The sequence below is a fragment of the Klebsiella sp. K5-306 genome, assembly GCF_051835185.1.
GTDB classification, from domain to species: domain Bacteria; phylum Pseudomonadota; class Gammaproteobacteria; order Enterobacterales; family Enterobacteriaceae; genus Klebsiella; species Klebsiella oxytoca.
Genome location: NZ_JAIFJY010000012.1, coordinates 15,142 through 30,702, shown reverse-complemented (window position 1 = coordinate 30,702; position 15,561 = coordinate 15,142). Strand labels below are relative to the sequence as shown.

Genomic DNA, 15,561 nt, shown 5'->3' with positions numbered 1-15,561 from the left:
GCGGGAAACTCTAAATATAAAAAACGCAACAATATAACCGGGATGAATGTCATGAAAATAACCAAAGACCAGGTGGTCTACGCCATGTCGCGCGATAACGCTCCTGTCGCTACCGTCAGCAGCGGAAGCGAAGTGCTGTTTGAAACCTGCGACTGCTTCTCCGACCAAATCACCTCCGCCGATGCCGTGTTCAACGAGCTGGACTGGCAGCGCATCAACCCGGCGACCGGGCCGGTCTACGTCGAGGGCGCCGAGCCGGGTGATGCGCTCAAGGTCACCATCAAGCGCATTACCCTGAGCAGCCAGCAGGCGGTGATGGTCACCGCGCCGCAGCTCGGAGTGATTGGCGATGAGCTTGATGCCCCGAAGGTCACTATCGTCCCGATTGAAAACGACCATGCCGTGCTGCCCGGCAACGTGCGCGTCCCGCTCAACCCGATGGTCGGCGTGATCGGCGTCGCGCCTGCCGGGGAAGCCATCTCCTGCGGCACGCCGGATAGCCACGGCGGCAATATGGACTGCAAAATGATTACCGCCGGCAGCACCCTGTGGCTGCCGGTCAACGTTCCCGGCGCGCTGTTCGGGCTGGGGGATTTACACGCCGCGATGGGCGATGGCGAAGTTTCGGTTTGCGGTCTGGAAATCCCCGGCGAAGTGCTGGTCGAACTGACGGTGGTTAAAAACCGTCGCCTGCCGCTGCCGATGCTCGAAAACAGCGAGACCCTGTTTACCCTCGCTTCGGCACAGACGCTTGATGATGCCGCCGCCCTGGCCACCCGCAATATGGCGCATTTTATCGCCGACAATACCTCCCTGACGCTGGCTGAAGCGATCAGTATTCTGAGCATCGCCGGCGACCTGCAAATCTGTCAGGTGGTCGATCCGCTGAAAACCTGCCGCTATGCGTTACCCAAATCGGTGACGAAGCAGCTCTCCCTGAGCGTCGAAGGGGAGCAGGCATGAGCGTTGAACAATTTGGCTATAAGCAGGAGCTGCATCGGGCGCTGACGTTCCGCGATCTGCTGGTCTACGGCATGATATTTATGGTGCCCATCGCGCCGTTTGGCGTCTTTGGCTACGTCTGGGACGGCGCGCAGGGCATGGTGGCGCTGGCCTATCTCATCGGTATGGTGGCGATGTTCTTTACCGCCATGAGCTACTGGTCGATGTCGCGCGCGTTCCCTGTCTCCGGATCGGTATACGCGTATGCCCAGCGCGGTATTCATCCGATTGTCGGCTTTTTTGCCGGCTGGCTAATCCTACTGGACTATATTCTGGTGCCCTCGCTGCTCTACATCGTCAGCGCGGCGGCGCTGGCGCCTATGCTGCCTGGCGTGCCGGGCTGGCTGTGGATTGTCGGCTTTATTGCGATTAACAGCCTGATTAACCTGCGCGGCATTACCTTTACCGCGCGCGCCAATAACACGATTCTGATCGCGGAGATCGTGGTGCTGTCGGTGTTCGTCGTGCTGGGGCTGATTGCGCTCTACTCCGGCGCCGGGGCGGGCCATCTGACCCTCGACCCGCTCTATAACGCCGATAAGTTCAGCCTGCCGCTGGTGATGGGCGCGGTCTCCATCGCCGTGCTCTCGTTCCTCGGCTTCGACGGGATCTCCACGCTGTCGGAGGAAACGAAAGGCGGCGTAGATACCGTGGGTAAGGCGTCGCTGGGCGCGCTGATGCTGGTCGGTTCGCTGTTTATCCTGCAGACGTGGATCGCCGCCGATCTGGCGCAGGGGATGACGTTCAGCAGCCTTGATACCGCCTTCTACGATACCGCGAATCTGGCGGGCGGCGGCTGGCTGAAGTATGTCACCATGTGGTCGACTGTGATCTCCTGGGGGATTGCCAACGCCCTGGTGGCGCAGGCCGCCGTGTCGCGCATTCTGTTTGCGATGGCGCGCGACAAGCAGCTGCCGCAGCTGCTGGCAAAAGTGCACCCGCGGCTGAAAACGCCTTACGTTAGCACCCTGTTTGTGGCGCTGATTTCGCTGGCTTCCGGCCTCTGGTTCTACGGCGATATCGATAACCTCAGCCGTCTGGTGAACTTCGGCGCGCTGATGGGCTTCCTGGTGTTGCATATTGCGGTCATCAACCACTATCTGATCCGCAATAAGTCACGCAATCTGGTGATGCACCTGCTGTTCCCGGTGATTGGCCTGTGCATTATCGGCTTTGTGATTTATGAGATGGACGTGCAGGCCAAGGTGCTTGGGCTGAGCTGGCTGGCGGTTGGCGTGGTCTATTACCTGCTGATGCGCCTGGTGCTCAAGCGCAATGTGGAACTGAAGCTGGAAGGCTAGCGCGATTTATCTCCCCGGCTCGCGCTGCGCTTAGCCGGGCTACGGGTTCCCGGCCGTCTGCGAGCCGGTAGCCCGGACAAGGCGCGTCAGCGCCGCCTCCGGGGAAACAACGCGCAATGCAGCCTCCGCTTTTCCCCGGCTCGCGCTGCGCTTAGGCGGGCTACGGGTTCCCGGCCGCCTGTTCGTCCTCGCCAAAAAACACCATACCTTTATAGGGCTTCGCCCGGCACGCCGCCAGGCGCTGGGCGAGGTTGCCAACATGCAGCTCCAGCTTGTGGCCGTCCGGGTCGAGAAAATAGTGCGACGCGCCTTCGCTTTTATTGGTTTTCCAAACCGGCACGCCAGCCGCATTCAGCCGTCCGGCAAAAAGCGCGAAATCCGCCTCCGCAATGCTGAAAGCATAGTGGGTGTAGTCGCTCTCCTCCGGCGGAGTAACGCGCCGCTGCGGGTCCAGCGACAGGCACAGCCAGAGGTCGCCGCAGGAAAAATACGCGCCTTTATCCCAGCGCGCGCGCAGCGTCATCCCGGGCAGCTGCTGATAAAACGCCACGCTCGGCGCCAGCTGGCTGACCGCCAGAGTCAGATGGTTTAATCCGCTTAACATGGCTTCTCCTCTAATGACGTTACGATTTGCTGACGCAGCCACCGATGCGCCGGGTCGCGATGCCAGCGCTCGTGCCACAGCATCAACATATCAAATCCGGCGACCGCCAGCGGCGGTTCGACCACCGTCAGACCCGCAGCTCCGCTCACCAGCCGCTCCGGCAGCACCGCCACCAGCTCGCTATTGCGCAGCGTCTCCAGCATAAACAGGAAATGTGGCACGGAAAGGACAACTCGCCGCGCCAGACCGAGATTCGCCAGCGCGCTATCGGTCGCGGCGCTGAATCCTCCGCCGTCCGGCGAGACAATCACCTGTTCCAGCTGGCAGAACTGCGCCAGAGTTAACGCCGACTGCAGCGCCGGGTGCCCGGCCCGCCCGGCAAGCACGTAGCGTTCGTGGAACAACAAACGCTGATGCAGCGCGGGCGGTGCACCATCGCGCGTGTGAAAAAACAGATCCACTTCGTCGCGATCCGCCTGCTGAACCAGCCGCGAAGGCTGCAGCTCAAACAGCGCCAGACGGCTGGCCGGAGAGGCGATGCGCAGCGCGTTGAGCGCTGGCAGCAAAATCGCCGACGCCATATAGTCGGTCGCCGCCACCCGCCAGGTCTGCGCCGCCGTGGCCGGGTCAAAAGGCTGAACCGGCGCCACCGCCAGCTCCAGCGCCAGCAGCGCATCGCGCAGCGGCCCGCGCAGTTCATCGGCGCGGGCGGTGGGCTGCATTCCGCGCGGCCCCGGCAGCAGCAGCGGGTCGGCGAAAATTTCCCGCAGTCTCGCCAGTTGGACGCTAACCGACGGCTGCGACAGGTTGAGGCGCTGCGCCGCCCGGGTGACGTTATTTTCGCTAAGCAGGACGTGAAGCGTGCGTAGCAGATTGAGATCCAGACGCTGGAGATTAACCATGACTATACCTGTCATTAAAGTAATTCATTTCTACTATAGCGCCGCCAACTCTACTCTGCAGCTCTCCCTTATGCTGAGATGATTTCAATGAAAATATTACTGGTTTACGCCCATCCTGAACCGCGTTCGCTTAACGGCGCGCTGAAAGATTTTACCGTGCAACATCTACAAAACGCCGGTCACGACGTGCAGGTGTCCGATCTCTACGCCATGCGCTGGAAGGCGGGATTTGATGCCGACGACAGCAGCGCCCCGCCGGTGGGTGCAAGCTGGCGGGCGACGCGAGATTCGCAATATGCCTTCGCTCACGGCACGCAGAGCGCGGATATCGTGGGCGAACAGGAGAAGCTGCTGTGGGCCGATACGGTGATTTTCCAGTTCCCGCTGTGGTGGTTTTCACTGCCCGCCATCATGAAAGGCTGGATTGATCGGGTTTACGCTTACGGGTTTGCCTACGGCGTCGGCGAGCATAGCGATACGCACTGGGGCGATCGCTACGGCGAAGGCACGTTCTCGGGTAAACGGGCGATGCTGGTCGTTACCGCCGGCGGATGGGCGGAGCACTATGCTCCGCGTGGAATTAACGGGTCTATCGACGGCATTCTGTTCCCCATTCAGCACGGGATGCTGTTCTATCCCGGATTTGAGGTGCTGCCGCCGGTGGTGTTCTACCGCACCGACAAACTCGATGAACAGCGCTTCGCCATCCTGCGCGAGGAGTTGGCCCGGCGGCTGGATACCCTCTCTGAAACGCCGCCCATTCCTTTCCGCCGTCAGAATCACGGCGACTATTTGATCCCCTCTCTGAACCTGCGTCCGGAGCTGGCGCCTGGAGAAAATGGCCTCGCTATCCACGTGAAGCCTATGTGAATCTCGGTGGGTGATATTCGCGGCGCGGCGAATATCACCACAATTCATAAGGTGAACTGTGAGCCTCCACGCAATAACGGCATCACGCCCCGCTACGCCCCTTCGCATATTGATAGCGATCAAGAATAATCATACCGTCTGGTCGGTATGATTCGGGCCATGAATATGGAAGCCCAACATCGTAAAAAAGATCCTGTCCGCCTGCATAAGCAGCTGCTGGAATCCGCAGCCACTATCGCCGGTCGGGACGGTATCGCCTCGCTGTCGCTGAACGCCGTCGCGCGCGAAGCGGGCGTCAGCAAAGGCGGCTTACTGCACCATTTCCCCAACAAGCAGGCGCTGATTTTCGCTCTCTTTGCCCGTCTGCTGGCAATTATGGAAGAAGCGATTTCAGAGCTTATGGCCGCGGATAACGTCTCTTATGGCCGATTTACCCGCGCCTATCTGCGCTATCTGTCGGCGCCGGAACTCACGGACACCCAGGAGAGCCGCCAGCTGATGGTGCTGTCGCTGGCCATGCCGGATGAACCGGTGCTGCGAAAATGCTGGCGCGACTGGATGCTGGACCATCTGGCGAAAGGGGATGAACTGGACAATAGCCATACCGGCACGCTGGTGCGCTATGCGGCGGACGGCATCTGGCTATCGGAATTAACCGAGGGGCGCACCATGAGCCCCGGGCACCGGCAGTCGCTGGTCAGCGATTTGACGAAGATGACGCTTCCTGCGTGAAGCATGTTGAGGCCACGATGCGCTATAACATCCATGGCCGTCTTATTTATGATGCAATGGACGGCACGCTAACGTTACCGGGAAGCGATGAGGCGGACAGCCAGCTGTCCATCACCGCCAACGCGCTGCTGTGGTTCTTCCTGCGCCACACCGAGGTGGTCAGCCGCGACGAAGTGCTTAAAAAAGTCTGGGATGACAATGGGTTAACCTCATCCAACAGCAATCTCAATCAATATCTGAGCATGCTGCGCAAAACCTTTCGCCACTACGATATCGACAACATTATCGTCACCGTATCGCGCGGATTGCTACAGCTCAATCCGGACCTCGCTATCGAGATGCTCGACGCCAGCCCGGAGCCGGAACCGGCGCCTGCGGCAGAAGCTGAGCCAGATCTGGCCACCGCCCCGGCAGAACAGAAGACCGTTTCCAGTCGCCACGCGCGCGGCACCTGCTGGTATCTGGCCGGCGGCTGCCTGCTCACCATCGCCCTGCTGCTGGTGGTCTGCAGTTTTCTCGGCGGCAGCACAGCGCACCCCATTACCCTGACGCAAATACGCCACAGCCAGTGCGAACTGCTGGCCAGCGATGAGATGCTGCGATCCGTTGCCGAAAGCGCCTACGGCAAGAATTTTGATGCTGTACGCCAGCGCCTGAAGCTGGAGTGCAAGCCCGGCGAACGCTTCGTCTTCTTCTATGGCGACCGGCTGGAAACCAACGGTCTGGGCCGGGTGTTCCTCGCCCACTGCGCGATGCATGAAGATAACCCGTTCAGCTACTGCGATAACTATTTTTATTATTCATGGAAGCCGCAATGAGAATCGCCCCGCGCCCCTTTTTCGCCCTCTCCAGCCTGGTGTTTATTGCCGCCGCCGGGTTCTGCGCCTGGAAGCTGCTGCCGGTCGAAAACGGCGGGGTAATGAGCTGTTCGACAAAAGCGATTATGCGCTTTGAGAACATGGAGAAGGAGAACGTTAACGGCAATATCCATTTCAACTTTGCCGCCAACGGCAAAGGGTCGATGGTCGTTGAAGGCTACACCGATTCCGCCGCCGGCTGGCTTTACCTCCAGCGCTACGTCAAATTCAGCTACACCAGCAAGCGCATCTCCACCACCGAGCGCCACTATCGCATCAGCAAGTGGGAATCCAGCGCCTCGTCCATCGATGAGTCGCCGGACGTGATCTTCGACTACTTTATGCGCGAGATGTCCGACAGCCACGATGGCCTGTTCCTGAACGCACAGAAGCTCAATGAGAAAGCCATTCTTCTCAGCTCTATCAACTCACCGCTCTACGTCTGCACGCTGAAGTCCGGCAGCAAGCTTGACTAAGCTCACACCCGCTTTTCCTTCCTCGCTTTCCCGTTAGTAAAACCGCACGTTTTGCATTTAGCCTGCCGAAGAAAACACGATCCTCCCCACACTTAGCATGGGAATAAATTACCCCCGATCTGCAATAAATTAGCAACTTATTAACATCAATCCGCCTCAGGCTAAATGGTGAAAAAAGCGCCACAATCGTCACTCAATCCGCCCTGCCATCGCAGCACAAATGCATAAATAAGCGCCTTAACCAATCTAAATCACAGAGTAAAAGACTAAAAATACCACGTCAGCAGATTTAAATTTCACTTCATTCGCCATTCCCTATAGTGAACCCCGAACGCCGCATCCGCGTCCTGACGCCGTTACGCGGTCGGTTTTCCGAATCACAAAACCTGTTCTGGAGGAGAAACCATGGGTGATGCATTAGGGCTTATCGAAACCAAAGGTCTGGTGGCCTGCATTGAAGCCGCGGATGCGATGTGTAAAGCCGCCAACGTCGAGCTGATTAGCTATGAAAACATCGGCTCGGGGCTGGTGACCGTCATGGTGAAGGGCGACGTCGGCGCAGTGAAAGCGGCTGTGGATTCCGGCGTGGAATCCGCGCAGCGCATCGGTGAAGTGGTGACCTCGCTGGTTATCGCTCGTCCGCATAACGACATCAACAAAATCGTCATTAAACACAAGGCCTGATGGCCAGGAGAACGCAAATGGGTGATGCATTAGGTCTGATCGAAACCAAAGGTCTGGTGGCCTGTATCGAAGCGGCGGATGCCATGTGTAAAGCCGCCAACGTTGAACTGATTGGCTATGAAAACGTCGGCTCCGGCCTCGTCACCGCGATGGTGAAGGGCGACGTCGGCGCGGTGAAAGCGGCGGTGGATTCCGGCGTCGAATCCGCGCAGCGCATCGGCGAAGTGGTGACTTCTCTGGTTATCGCCCGCCCGCATAACGACATCAACAAAATCGTCTCGCATTACAAAATCATAGATTAACCGGAGAAAAACCTGATGAAAGAAGCGCTAGGGCTTATCGAAACCAAAGGTCTGGTGGCCTGTATTGAAGCGGCGGATGCGATGTGCAAAGCCGCTAACGTTGAGCTGATTGGCTATGAAAACGTCGGCTCCGGCCTGGTCACCGCGATGGTGAAGGGCGACGTCGGCGCGGTGAATGCCGCGGTAGATTCCGGCGTGGAAGCGGCAAAACGCATCGGCGAAGTCGTCACCTCTCGCGTCATCGCGCGTCCGCATAACGACATCGAAAAAATCGCGGCGCAGCACAAAGCATGACCTGACAGGGCGCGCCCCGTCTCCACTCTTTTAGTCTGATGAAGGATAGACTCATGATTGAACTGGATAACGATTTGCAGTCCCGGCAGAACGCCCGGGAACTGGTGCGCAATGCCAAAAAGGCGCAGGCGATTCTGGCCACCTTTTCGCAGCAGCAAATCGACGCCATCGTGAAGAACGTGGCCCAGGAAGCAGCGCATCATGCCGAAGCGCTGGCGAAAATGGCCGCGGAAGAAACCGGTTTTGGCAACTGGCAGGACAAAGTGCTGAAGAACCGCTTCGCCTCGCTGCGCGTCTACGACGCCATCAAAGATATGAAGACCGTCGGCATCATTCATGACGATCCGCTACAAAAAGTGATGGACGTGGGCGTGCCGCTGGGGGTGATTTGTGCGCTGGTACCGTCGACCAACCCGACCTCCACGGTCATCTACAAAACGCTGATTGCCCTGAAGGCCGGCAACGCGATTATCTTCTCCCCGCATCCCGGCGCCCGCCAGTGCAGCTGGAAAGCGATTGAAATCGTGAAGCGCGCGGCGGAAGCGGCAGGGGCGCCTGCCGGTAGCGTCGACGCCATTAGCCAACTGACCCTCGAAGCCACCTCAGAGCTGATGCACAGCAAAGACGTGTCGCTGATCCTGGCGACCGGCGGCGAAGGCATGGTGCGCGCCGCCTACGCGTCCGGCACGCCGACCATTAGCGGCGGTCCGGGTAACGGCCCGGCGTTTATCGAACGCAGCGCCGATATCCCCCACGCAGTGAAAGATATCATCACCAGTAAAACCTTCGATAACGGCGTGATCTGCGCCTCCGAGCAGTCGATTATCGTCGAACGCTGCATCTACGACGAAGTGCATCGCGAACTGGAAGCGCAGGGCGCGTACTTCATGAACGAAAACGAAGCGGCGAAAATGGCGGCCCTGCTGCTGCGTCCTAACGGCACCATCAACCCTAAAGTGGTGGGTAAAACCGCGCTCTATCTGAGCCAGATGGCCGGTTTCTGCGTCCCGGCCAGCACCCGAGTGCTGATTGCCGAGCAGACCACGGTATCGCATACCAACCCCTACTCGCGGGAAAAACTGTGCCCGGTACTCGGCTTGTACGTCGAAGAGGACTGGAAAGCCGCCTGTCACCGCGTCGTGGAACTGTTGACCAACGAAGGCCTCGGCCACACGCTGGTGATCCACACCCGCAATCAGGACGTCATCCGCCAGTTCTGCCTGGAAAAACCGGTTAACCGCATTCTGATCAACACCCCGGCGGCGCTGGGTGGCATCGGCGCGACCACCAATATCACTCCGGCCCTGACCCTCGGCTGCGGCGCAGTCGGCGGCGGCTCCAGCTCAGATAACGTCGGACCGATGAACCTGCTCAACATCCGCAAAGTGGGCTACGGCGTTCGCTCCATCGATGAACTGCGCGCGCCGGGTAGCCGCCCGGAACCGCAGCCGACCATCGTCAGCCCGGCGTCCGGCCCGAACCGCAGCATCTTCGACGATGAACGTTTTAACGCCCCAGCGACCGCCGCCACCGCAGCCCACCCGGCCAGCGCCGACGATCGCTTTGCGACTGCCGCCGCCGTCGGCGCGGACAGCGAGATTAATGAGCAAAACGTGGAACGCGTCATCCGCCAGGTGCTGGAACGCCTTGGTAAGTAACACATTGATATAAGGCGATAAAAACAATGATTCTCGCAAAGGTAGTCGGACATGTCGTCGCCACGCAGAAGTGCGATGAGCTAAGGGGCAGCAACCTGCTGCTGATCGTCAAATTAGATGATGACCAGCAGCCGATGAAAGACCAGACCTGGGTTGCCGTTGATAGCGTCGGCGCCGGTATGCACGACATCGTGCTGGCCGAAGAGTACCTGGCGCTCAACAAAGAGCACTACAAGGCCATGTCGGTGGTCGCCATTGTCGAGAACGTGTTTCGGGACGCTTAAGGAGTCAATAACCCAATGAGTGAATTTTTGCTGAAACCCCGGATTCGCTTTGGTCAGGATGCGCTTGCCATCCTGAACGAGCTGCCCGCCCGCAACGTGCTGCTGGTCACCGACCAGGCGATGGTTAAGTTTGGCCTCGCCGATCGCGTCACGCAGATCCTCCATGCGCGCGGCATCGCTTTCCAGGTCTGGGACGACGTGGTGGCCGACCCGGATATCGCCACCGTGGTGCGCGGTATGAAGCGGATGGATACCCGCTATCCGGATCTGGTTATCGCGCTGGGCGGCGGTTCGGTGATTGATGCAGCCAAAGCGGTTATTTTCGCCCTGGCGCAAACCCGTCCGGACGCTCACCGCGAGCCGCCCTGCTTTGTGGCGATCCCCACCACCAGCGGCACCGGCTCTGAAGTCACCGCCTTTTCAGTGGTAAAAGCCCACGCCGAGAAGCTGGTACTGGTGGACCCGTCGCTGCTGCCGGATATCGCCATTCTTGACCCGGCGCTGGTGGCCTCGGTGCCGCCGGCGATCACCGCCGATACCGGGATGGACGTGCTGTGTCACGCGCTGGAAGCCTATGTCTCCCGCGCCGCCAGCGACTTTTCCGATGCGCTGGCGGAGAAAGTGGTTCAGCAGGTATTTCGCTTTCTGCCGACCTGCTGGCGCAACGGTGGCGATCTGCTGGCGCGGGAAAAGATGCACAACGCTTCCTGCATGGCGGGCATGGCCTTCACCAACGCCTCGCTGGGCATTACCCACAGCCTTGCCCACGCGCTCGGCGGCGTGTTTCGCGTCCCCCACGGTCGCGCCAACGCCCTGCTGATGGCGGACGTGGTGGCCTGGAACGCCGATTATCACGGGCTGTGCGATACCGATGCCGCCCGCAAATATGCCCGATTAGCCCATCTGCTGGATCTGCCTGCGGCCACTACCCGCCAGGGCGTCGCCAGTCTGCTGGTCGCCATTCAGGCGCTTAAAGACGAAATGAGCATGCCGGCCGGCATCCGCGATACCGGCGTCCTTGCAGACGAGTTTGAACAACGGCTGGCGGAGATGGTCGGCCAGGCGTTACGCGACAGCTGTACCCCGACGAACCCACGCGCGCCGGATGCTCACGCACTGACCGAACTCTATCGCCGGGCATGGACCGGCAACGCCGTTCAGGGCCACTGATAACAAGATTTGGAGAACCTTACCCATGGCACACTACAGCTTAACGCCGCGCGTCAAAGTGTTGGCAGAACGTTTACTCTCACAAAAAAGCACCCTGTGCACCGAACATGCCACCACACTCAACGCCCTTGATGGCGATATCGCCGGGGTTCCCGCCGCCGTCAAACCGGCGCGCCGTTTCTATGAACTGATGCGCCAGCTGCCGCTGTGCATCAGCGCCGACGAGCTGATCGTCGGCAACCAGACCCGCAAACCGCACGGGGCGATTTTCCACGACGAGAGCGCCGCCCGTCGCCCGTCCGCGTTCCAGTTTCTCAATCTGAATAGCGATCTCGACTCCCCGGATTACAAGCTGGTGGTCGAAAAAGGCGTACTGGCGATAAAACATCAGCTGGAAGAGAAAACCCGCGCGCTGGGCAGCGCCGTCAGCCGCAGCGGCATGGACGACGTCAACGGCTGCCGTGCGGCCATCTACGCCTGCGATGCCCTGCTGGCGCTGGCGCAAAACCTGGCCAACAGCGCGGAACAGCTGGCCGCCGCGGAAACCAACGCTTACCGCCGGGCGGAACTGCTGGACAGCGCCGCCATTCTGCACCATGTTCCGGCGCATCCGGCGCGCAGCTTCAAAGAGGCGTGCCAGGCCTTTTATCTGTTCCAGCTGGCGCTCCAGCTGGATAACGGCAGCTACGCCGTCAACCCGGAAGGCGCCGACAAAGCCCTGCTGCCTTACTACCAGCACGATATCAACAACGGCGCGCTCTCCCCGCAGCAGGCGTATGAAATCGTCGAATCGCTGTGGTTCAAGCTGGCGGAACTGTGCGAAGTGCGCGCCGCCTGCGCGATCGACGGTTATCCGATGTTTGACGCCATGCTGCACGGCGCAAGCCTTGAGAATGCGTGCATCAACGAACTCTCCGACATGTTCCTCAGCGCGCAGCAAAACCTGAGCGCCCTGAATCTGCCGGTGCGTCTGTTCAAGGGAGTACAACACGTTTCCGCCGCCCCGTTTGCCGCCGCCGGCGATACGCCGGCAGCAGAAGGGCTGACTCCGCGCATGCAGCGCCTGCGCAACCACTACCTGACCGTGCGCCCGAGCGTCTCTATCTATCGCGCGCTGGCCTTTACCGAAGTGGTCAAAGCCAACCCCGGCATGCCGACAATTCTGCTGCGCGCCAAAGCCTTCCGCCACGCCTGCGAAACCGCGCCAATTCTGATTCAGGATGATGAGCTGATCGTCGGTCATCCGTGCGGCAAGCCGCGCGCGGGCGCCTTCTCGCCGGATATCGCCTGGCGCTGGGTGCGCGACGAACTCGACACCATGAGTACCCGTCCGCAGGATCCGTTTGAGATCAGCGAAGCAGATAAGAAAACCATCCGCGAAGAGATCGTACCGTTCTGGGAAGGCCGCTCGCTGGACGAAATCTGCGAAGCCCAGTACCGCGAAGCGGGCGTATGGGCATTCAGCGGCGAAACCTTCGTCAGCGACCTCTCCTACCACCAGATCAACGGCGGCGGCGACACCTGCCCGGGCTACGATGTGCTGCTGTTTACCAAAGGGATGAACGGCATTAAAGCCGACGCCGAGGCGCATCTTGCCAGCCTGAGCATGGAAAACCCGGAAGATATCGACCGTATTTACTACTACAAGGCGGCCATTGAAACCTGCGAAGGGGTGATTAACTACGCACACCGCATCGCCGCCCGCGCCCGCGAACTGGCCGCCGTTGAACAGAACGCCCAGCGCCGCGCCGAGCTACTGACCATCGCTGAGGTGAACCAGAACGTGCCGGCGAACCCGCCGAAAACGCTGCAGGAGGCACTGCAGAGCATCTGGACCGTGGAATCGCTGTTTGAAATTGAAGAGAACCAGACCGGGCTGTCCCTGGGTCGCGTAGACCAGTACTGCTACCCGATGTTTGAAGCCGATATCCGCGAAGGCCGCCTGACTCACGACACCGCGCTGGAGCTGCTGCAGGCGTTTATCATCAAATGCGCCGAGCTGATGTGGATGTCCAGCGAGCTTGGGGCGAAATATTTCGCCGGCTATCAGCCGTTTATCAACCTGACTGTCGGCGGTCAGAAGCGCTCCGGCGGCGATGCCTGTAACGACCTGACTTATTTGATCATGGACGCCGTGCGCTTCGTGAAGGTTTACCAGCCGTCGCTGGCCTGCCGTATTCACAACCAGTCGCCGCAGAAGTATATGGAAAAAATCGTCGACGTCGTCAAAGCGGGGATGGGCTTCCCGGCCTGCCACTTCGACGACTCCCATATCAAGATGATGCTGCGAAAAGGCTTCGATTTCGAAGACGCCCGCGACTACTGCCTGATGGGCTGCGTTGAGCCGCAGAAATCCGGCCGCATCTACCAGTGGACCTCCACCGGCTACACCCAGTGGCCCATCGCCATTGAGTTCGTTTTAAACCGCGGTCGGATGGTGCTGTTTGACAGCTATCAGGGGCTGGATACCGGCGACCTGCGCGACCTGCACACCTTCGAAGCGTTCGACGCGGCGGTGAAAAAACAGATTGCCCATATCGTACGCCTGTCGGCGATCGGTACGGTCATCAGCCAGCGCGTGCACCGCGACGTGGCGCCGAAGCCGCTGATGTCGCTGCTGGTAGAAGGCTGCATGGAAAAAGGGAAAGACGTTGCCGCCGGCGGCGCGATGATCAACCACGGCCCGGGGCTGATCTTCTCCGGTCTGGCGACCTACGTCGATTCCATGGCGGCGATTCGTAAACTGGTGTTTGAAGATAAGAAATACACCCTTGAGCAGATGCGCGACGCGCTGCTGGCGAACTTCGAAGGCTTTGAAGGCCTGCGTCGCGATTGCCTCAACGCGCCGAAATACGGCAACGATGATAACTACGTTGACCAGTATGCACTGGATATCACCGAGTGGACCGAGCGCGAGTGCCGTAAGTACAAGATGCTCTACTCCACCCTGAGCCACGGCACACTATCCATCTCCAACAACACGCCGATCGGTGAGCTGACCAACGCCACGCCGAACGGTCGCCTGGCGTGGATGCCGCTCTCCGACGGCATCAGCCCAACCCAGGGCGCGGATAAACAGGGTCCAACGGCGATCATCAAGTCGGTGAGCAAGATGAACGTCGAAACCATGAATATCGGCATGGTGCACAACTTCAAGTTCCTCAAAGGGCTGCTGGATACCCCGGAAGGTCGTCACGGCCTGATTACCCTGCTGCGCACCGCGTCGATTCTCGGCAATGGCCAGATGCAGTTCAGCTATGTCGATAACGAAGTGCTGAAAAAAGCCCAGCAGGAGCCGGAAAAATACCGCGATCTGATCGTCCGCGTCGCGGGCTACAGCGCCTACTTCGTTGAGCTGTGCAAAGAAGTTCAGGACGAGATTATCAGCCGTACGGTAATTGAGAAGTTCTGATAAAAACACGGACGTTTTTGGACACGGATGTCCCGATCGTATTTCTGGAGGTAAATGTGAGCGCAAAACAAGAATTAACCGGGCGAATATTCAATATTCAGAAATATTCGATCTATGACGGCGATGGGATCCGCACGCTGGTTTTTTTCAAAGGCTGCAATATTCGCTGCCCGTGGTGCGCTAACCCGGAAGGGCTGAATAGCCAGTTTCAGGTGATGTTCTCCCAGGATAAATGCATTAACTGCGGCGACTGCGTCAACGTCTGCCCGGCGGGAATTCATTATCGGGCGGAAGAAAACGGCGAAATGAAGCACTTCGTCAACCGCAATAAAGACTGCATCGGCTGCCGCAAGTGCGAAGAGATCTGCACGCAGAACGCGCTGGATATTATGGGTAAAGATGTCACCGTCAGCGAACTGATGGAGATCATCATGCAGGACTACGACTTTTATATCTCCTCCGGCGGCGGCGTCACCATCGGCGGCGGAGAAATGAGCCTGCAGACCGATTTTGCCGTCGCGCTATTTAGCGAATGCAAAAAGATGATGCTCAATACCGCCGTGGAAACGCAGGGCACTACGCCGCTGGCTAATTATCAAAAGCTGGCGCCGGTGACCGACACCTTCTTATTCGATATTAAGCAAATTAATAGCGAGCACCATAAAGCGTTATTTGGCATTGGCAACGAAGGCATTCGCCGCAACCTGGAGTGGCTGGTGGATTCCGGCGCTAACGTCATTATCCGCATGCCGCTGGTTCGCGGCTATAACGACTCGTTCGATGCCATTACCGGGGCCATTGATTATGTCCAAAAGCTGGCGAAGCGCGGAAATATCCGCCGCATCGATATGCTGCCGTACCACCAGCTCGGGCGCAAAAAATATGAGCGCCTCGATATGCCCTACCCCATCGCCCGGGACCCGACATATTCCGCCGAAGAGTTAGACCTGCTGGAAACGTTCTTCACGCAGTTTGATTTTGATATTCGCTTAGTCCGCCATTAACAGGAGCCG

General features: G+C 59.2%; 16 protein-coding genes. 14 read left to right on the top strand and 2 right to left on the bottom strand.

Annotation, left to right across the window (positions count from 1 at the left end; all coding sequences use genetic code 11):
- Nucleotides 1–51 precede the first annotated feature (51 nt).
- Both K2184_RS18285 and K2184_RS18280 read left to right on the top strand, forming a co-directional pair.
- The gene (locus K2184_RS18285) at nucleotides 52–963 is read left to right on the top strand and encodes an acetamidase/formamidase family protein (RefSeq protein ID WP_163525812.1); all 912 of its coding nucleotides are present in this window, start codon (nucleotides 52–54) and stop codon (nucleotides 961–963) included.
- The gene (locus K2184_RS18280; RefSeq protein WP_017145060.1) at nucleotides 960–2,303 is read left to right on the top strand and encodes an APC family permease; all 1,344 of its coding nucleotides are present in this window, start codon (nucleotides 960–962) and stop codon (nucleotides 2,301–2,303) included. Before K2184_RS18285 ends, K2184_RS18280 begins: the two co-directional genes overlap by 4 nt.
- Before the next feature lie 160 nt (nucleotides 2,304–2,463).
- On the opposite strand, the gene K2184_RS18275 is transcribed toward K2184_RS18280, so the two are convergent.
- Together K2184_RS18275 and K2184_RS18270 are read right to left on the bottom strand one after the other, a co-directional pair.
- The gene (locus K2184_RS18275) at nucleotides 2,464–2,907 is read right to left on the bottom strand and encodes a FosA family fosfomycin resistance glutathione transferase (protein WP_004108641.1); all 444 of its coding nucleotides are present in this window, start codon (nucleotides 2,905–2,907) and stop codon (nucleotides 2,464–2,466) included.
- Complete coding sequence (locus tag K2184_RS18270; RefSeq protein WP_017145062.1) at nucleotides 2,901–3,809, bottom strand: LysR family transcriptional regulator; 909 nt, start codon at nucleotides 3,807–3,809, stop codon at nucleotides 2,901–2,903. Before K2184_RS18270 ends, K2184_RS18275 begins: the two co-directional genes overlap by 7 nt.
- Before the next feature lie 87 nt (nucleotides 3,810–3,896).
- Here K2184_RS18270 and K2184_RS18265 point away from each other — a divergent pair, with 87 nt between their 5' ends.
- From K2184_RS18265 to cutD, 12 genes are all read left to right on the top strand, one after another.
- Nucleotides 3,897–4,679, top strand: a complete 783-nt coding sequence (locus K2184_RS18265; RefSeq protein WP_163525813.1) for an NAD(P)H-dependent oxidoreductase — start codon at nucleotides 3,897–3,899, stop codon at nucleotides 4,677–4,679.
- A gap of 147 nt (nucleotides 4,680–4,826) precedes the next feature.
- The gene (locus tag K2184_RS18260; RefSeq protein ID WP_004108647.1) at nucleotides 4,827–5,411 is read left to right on the top strand and encodes a TetR/AcrR family transcriptional regulator; all 585 of its coding nucleotides are present in this window, start codon (nucleotides 4,827–4,829) and stop codon (nucleotides 5,409–5,411) included.
- A gap of 17 nt (nucleotides 5,412–5,428) precedes the next feature.
- Nucleotides 5,429–6,229 (top strand): winged helix-turn-helix domain-containing protein, encoded by an 801-nt coding sequence (locus K2184_RS18255; protein ID WP_004110280.1) that lies wholly within the window; start codon nucleotides 5,429–5,431, stop codon nucleotides 6,227–6,229.
- On the top strand, nucleotides 6,226–6,744 hold the full coding sequence (locus K2184_RS18250; RefSeq protein WP_004108661.1) for a FidL-like protein: 519 nt from the start codon (nucleotides 6,226–6,228) through the stop codon (nucleotides 6,742–6,744). Before K2184_RS18255 ends, K2184_RS18250 begins: the two co-directional genes overlap by 4 nt.
- A 405-nt stretch (nucleotides 6,745–7,149) precedes the next feature.
- A complete protein-coding gene (locus K2184_RS18245) occupies nucleotides 7,150–7,428 on the top strand; it encodes a BMC domain-containing protein (protein WP_004098239.1) in 279 nt (92 codons plus the stop codon).
- Between the two features lie 17 nt (nucleotides 7,429–7,445).
- Nucleotides 7,446–7,730 (top strand): BMC domain-containing protein, encoded by a 285-nt coding sequence (locus K2184_RS18240; RefSeq protein WP_004108664.1) that lies wholly within the window; start codon nucleotides 7,446–7,448, stop codon nucleotides 7,728–7,730.
- Between the two features lie 15 nt (nucleotides 7,731–7,745).
- Nucleotides 7,746–8,024: a BMC domain-containing protein gene (locus tag K2184_RS18235; RefSeq protein WP_002442217.1), complete on the top strand. Its 279-nt coding sequence runs from the start codon at nucleotides 7,746–7,748 to the stop codon at nucleotides 8,022–8,024.
- Between the two features lie 53 nt (nucleotides 8,025–8,077).
- The gene (locus tag K2184_RS18230; protein WP_023320275.1) at nucleotides 8,078–9,682 is read left to right on the top strand and encodes an acetaldehyde dehydrogenase (acetylating); all 1,605 of its coding nucleotides are present in this window, start codon (nucleotides 8,078–8,080) and stop codon (nucleotides 9,680–9,682) included.
- 26 nt (nucleotides 9,683–9,708) lie between these two features.
- Nucleotides 9,709–9,966, top strand: coding sequence for a EutN/CcmL family microcompartment protein (locus K2184_RS18225; RefSeq protein ID WP_023320274.1), 258 nt, complete (start codon nucleotides 9,709–9,711; stop codon nucleotides 9,964–9,966).
- A gap of 15 nt (nucleotides 9,967–9,981) precedes the next feature.
- Nucleotides 9,982–11,136 (top strand): 1-propanol dehydrogenase PduQ, encoded by a 1,155-nt coding sequence (locus K2184_RS18220; RefSeq protein ID WP_032728849.1) that lies wholly within the window; start codon nucleotides 9,982–9,984, stop codon nucleotides 11,134–11,136.
- A 25-nt stretch (nucleotides 11,137–11,161) separates the two neighbouring features.
- Nucleotides 11,162–14,548, top strand: coding sequence for a choline trimethylamine-lyase (gene cutC / locus K2184_RS18215; RefSeq protein WP_163525814.1), 3,387 nt, complete (start codon nucleotides 11,162–11,164; stop codon nucleotides 14,546–14,548).
- Between the two features lie 56 nt (nucleotides 14,549–14,604).
- Complete coding sequence (cutD, locus tag K2184_RS18210) at nucleotides 14,605–15,552, top strand: choline TMA-lyase-activating enzyme (protein ID WP_064407094.1); 948 nt, start codon at nucleotides 14,605–14,607, stop codon at nucleotides 15,550–15,552.
- The last annotated feature ends 9 nt before the right edge of the window (nucleotides 15,553–15,561 follow it).

Excerpts from the sequence above, each read along its gene's own strand:
- K2184_RS18285 (WP_163525812.1), top strand. The coding sequence starts at position 52 with ATGAAAATAACCAAAGACCAGGTGGTCTACGCCATGTCGCGCGATAAC.
- K2184_RS18280 (WP_017145060.1), top strand. The coding sequence starts at position 960 with ATGAGCGTTGAACAATTTGGCTATAAGCAGGAGCTGCATCGGGCGCTG.
- K2184_RS18275 (WP_004108641.1), bottom strand. The coding sequence starts at position 2,907 with ATGTTAAGCGGATTAAACCATCTGACTCTGGCGGTCAGCCAGCTGGCG.
- K2184_RS18270 (WP_017145062.1), bottom strand. The coding sequence starts at position 3,809 with ATGGTTAATCTCCAGCGTCTGGATCTCAATCTGCTACGCACGCTTCAC.
- K2184_RS18265 (WP_163525813.1), top strand. The coding sequence starts at position 3,897 with ATGAAAATATTACTGGTTTACGCCCATCCTGAACCGCGTTCGCTTAAC.
- K2184_RS18260 (WP_004108647.1), top strand. The coding sequence starts at position 4,827 with ATGATTCGGGCCATGAATATGGAAGCCCAACATCGTAAAAAAGATCCT.
- K2184_RS18255 (WP_004110280.1), top strand. The coding sequence starts at position 5,429 with ATGCGCTATAACATCCATGGCCGTCTTATTTATGATGCAATGGACGGC.
- K2184_RS18250 (WP_004108661.1), top strand. The coding sequence starts at position 6,226 with ATGAGAATCGCCCCGCGCCCCTTTTTCGCCCTCTCCAGCCTGGTGTTT.
- K2184_RS18245 (WP_004098239.1), top strand. The coding sequence starts at position 7,150 with ATGGGTGATGCATTAGGGCTTATCGAAACCAAAGGTCTGGTGGCCTGC.
- K2184_RS18240 (WP_004108664.1), top strand. The coding sequence starts at position 7,446 with ATGGGTGATGCATTAGGTCTGATCGAAACCAAAGGTCTGGTGGCCTGT.
- K2184_RS18235 (WP_002442217.1), top strand. The coding sequence starts at position 7,746 with ATGAAAGAAGCGCTAGGGCTTATCGAAACCAAAGGTCTGGTGGCCTGT.
- K2184_RS18230 (WP_023320275.1), top strand. The coding sequence starts at position 8,078 with ATGATTGAACTGGATAACGATTTGCAGTCCCGGCAGAACGCCCGGGAA.
- K2184_RS18225 (WP_023320274.1), top strand. The coding sequence starts at position 9,709 with ATGATTCTCGCAAAGGTAGTCGGACATGTCGTCGCCACGCAGAAGTGC.
- K2184_RS18220 (WP_032728849.1), top strand. The coding sequence starts at position 9,982 with ATGAGTGAATTTTTGCTGAAACCCCGGATTCGCTTTGGTCAGGATGCG.
- cutC (WP_163525814.1), top strand. The coding sequence starts at position 11,162 with ATGGCACACTACAGCTTAACGCCGCGCGTCAAAGTGTTGGCAGAACGT.